The 2,262-nt window shown below is 62.1% G+C and carries 2 protein-coding genes and 1 pseudogene; all 3 read left to right on the top strand.

The annotated features are described in order from the left end of the window. Positions 1-801, top strand: a pseudogene (fliI, locus tag Q0341_RS13285) (flagellum-specific ATP synthase FliI); the annotation flags it as partial. 19 nt (positions 802-820) lie between these two features. Then, entirely contained in the window at positions 821-1,270 is a 450-nt protein-coding gene (locus tag Q0341_RS13280) for a flagellar FliJ family protein (RefSeq protein ID WP_299514195.1), read from the top strand. 43 nt (positions 1,271-1,313) lie between these two features. Next, the coding region (locus Q0341_RS13275; RefSeq protein ID WP_299514192.1) for a hypothetical protein at positions 1,314-2,262 on the top strand (949 nt) is incomplete at its 3' end.

The following is a 2,262-nucleotide window of genomic DNA, read 5'->3' as shown; positions in this document are numbered from 1 at the left end:
GTGTTGCTGGGCATGATGACCCGCTTCACCGAAGCCGACGTGGTGGTGATCGGCCTGATCGGCGAGCGCGGCCGTGAGGTGCAGGCCTTCATCGAAGAGTCGCTCGGGCCTGAGGGCCTGGCCAAGTCGGTGCTGGTGGCCGCGCCTGCTAACGAGTCGCCCGTGCTGCGCCTCAAAGCCACGCACCTGACGCATGTGATTGCGGAATATTTTCGGGACCAAGGCAAAAACGTCTTGATGCTGGTGGACAGCCTCACGCGTGTGGCCCATGCGCAGCGCGAGATCGGCTTGGCGGTGGGCGAACCACCCACCGCCAAGGGCTACCCGCCCTCGGTGTTTGCGCTGCTGCCCAACCTGATTGAGCGCGCAGGCGTGGGGCGCCACGGCGTGGGCTCGATCACCGCCATCTACACCGTGCTGGCCGAGGGCGACGACGCCAACGACCCGATCGTGGACATTGCCCGCGCCTCGCTCGATGGGCAGGTGATGCTGTCGCGCAAGCTCGCCGATGCAGCGCACTACCCGGCCATTGACCTCAATGGCTCGGTCTCGCGGGTGATGCAAAACCTGCTCTCGCCCGAAGACCAAAAACTGGCCAACCGTTTCAGGCGTTTGTGGTCGCTGTACCAGCAAAACCAGGATTTGATCCAGGTGGGCGCGTACGAGGCAGGCAGCAACCCCGACCTGGACCACGCGATTCGCCTGCGCAGCGCGATGGAACTTTTTTTACAGCAAGACATGCACACCAGCCAGGACGCCGCGACCACGCGCCGCGAAGTCCAGGCCTTGATGAGCGCCTGAGCCCCCGAAGGAGAAGACCATGCGACAAGCCCGAAACTGCTGGCCCGTGCTGGTGCGCAAAGCCCAGGACGCGGTCAATGAAGCGCAAAACGACATTGTCCAATCGCTGGCCCGCGTGGACCAGCTCGAAGCCAGCCACCAGCGCTTGTGCAAGCTGTACGACGAATACCGCCTGCAAGAGCACGCGAGCCAAGCGCCCGTGATGGGCATGCAAGCGAGCATGAACCACCGCCAATTCATGGCCCAGCTGCTGAACCTGCAACACCGCGTGGTGCTGGACCTGGGCAAAGCCCAAGCCACCTTGGTGCAGATGCGCAAGAAAAGGCTGCAAGCCGAGATCGAGCTGCACAAGATGCAATCGCTGGCCGAGCAAGACGCCAAAGCTGTGGCACAAGAGGCCAAGCGTTACGAACAAAAGCAAATGGACGAGTTAGGCGTGCGCCAGTTCATCCTGGGGATGTCCTCTTGACCCCGGTCAATACGCCCTTTGGCGCATGCTTTATGCTAGGTGCATGACTTCGCTATTTGACAGGCTGAGCGTCCGCTCCAAGCCTTGGCTTGCCACCCCAACGGCTCACCGGGCTGCAAAACACCTGCACCCTTGGCAAAAGCTGTGGCTGTTTTGGGCGCTGCTGCTGTCGGGCTTGAGCGCCCAGGCCGACACCGTGCCCACCGTGGCCTTGTGGCCCACGCTGCCCTTCGTGCGCGGCCAAGATCTGTGCCAATACCAAGATGCCTTTGGCCGCACCCGCGCTCAACAAGCCACCGACATGGCCCGCATGCTGAGCGAATTGATCCGCGCCGGGGCCGACCCCAAACAAGCCCCCGAGTTGCTGCAAACCATGGACCGCCTGATTGACCAAGGCCGCGAGCGGGCCACCGGCGGTTTTGGCATGGACGTCTTGCTCGAAGGCAGCTTCAAAGCGGCGCTGGACCGGGTCTATGAGCAAAGCCACCCAGAGTTTCGCAAGCTGAGTTTTTACAATCCCACCGCGCTCAACGACTTGGTGCGCGTGCTGCGGGCCCAGCAACGACAAGGCAGCCTGGAAGCCAACCAGCTGTCGGGGCTGTCCGGCGTGGCCTGGGGCACTTACTCTTACAGCCCGGGATGCAAAGGCGATGTGTTGGTGACCTTGCACATCGAAACCAAACAAGGCCGCACCTTCAATTACCAGGCGCGGGGGATGCCAGAGACGGTGATGGGCCAAATCGCCTACCAAGCCTTCAGCCAGTTTCAGAGGACCCAATTTCCCAGCCAAGTCAATTACCAAGGCAAGACCCTGGAACTGCTGGGCGCACCCGGCCATGTGGTGGGCACCACCAGCTCGCAGCGCAAAGCCCAATACGCCTGCGAATGCATGCAAGCCAGACTGCCTACTGTGGGTGAATACGTTTTTCTGAGCGAGCTGGGCAACTGGAACGGCGGCGTAGACAGCGACCAAGGCTTGTGGGCTTTGTCCA

Source organism: uncultured Limnohabitans sp. (assembly GCF_937889215.1).
Classification (GTDB): Bacteria; Pseudomonadota; Gammaproteobacteria; order Burkholderiales; family Burkholderiaceae_C; genus Limnohabitans_A.
The sequence above is the reverse complement of the archived record's forward strand: the minus strand, read 5'-3'. Positions and strand labels throughout refer to the sequence as shown.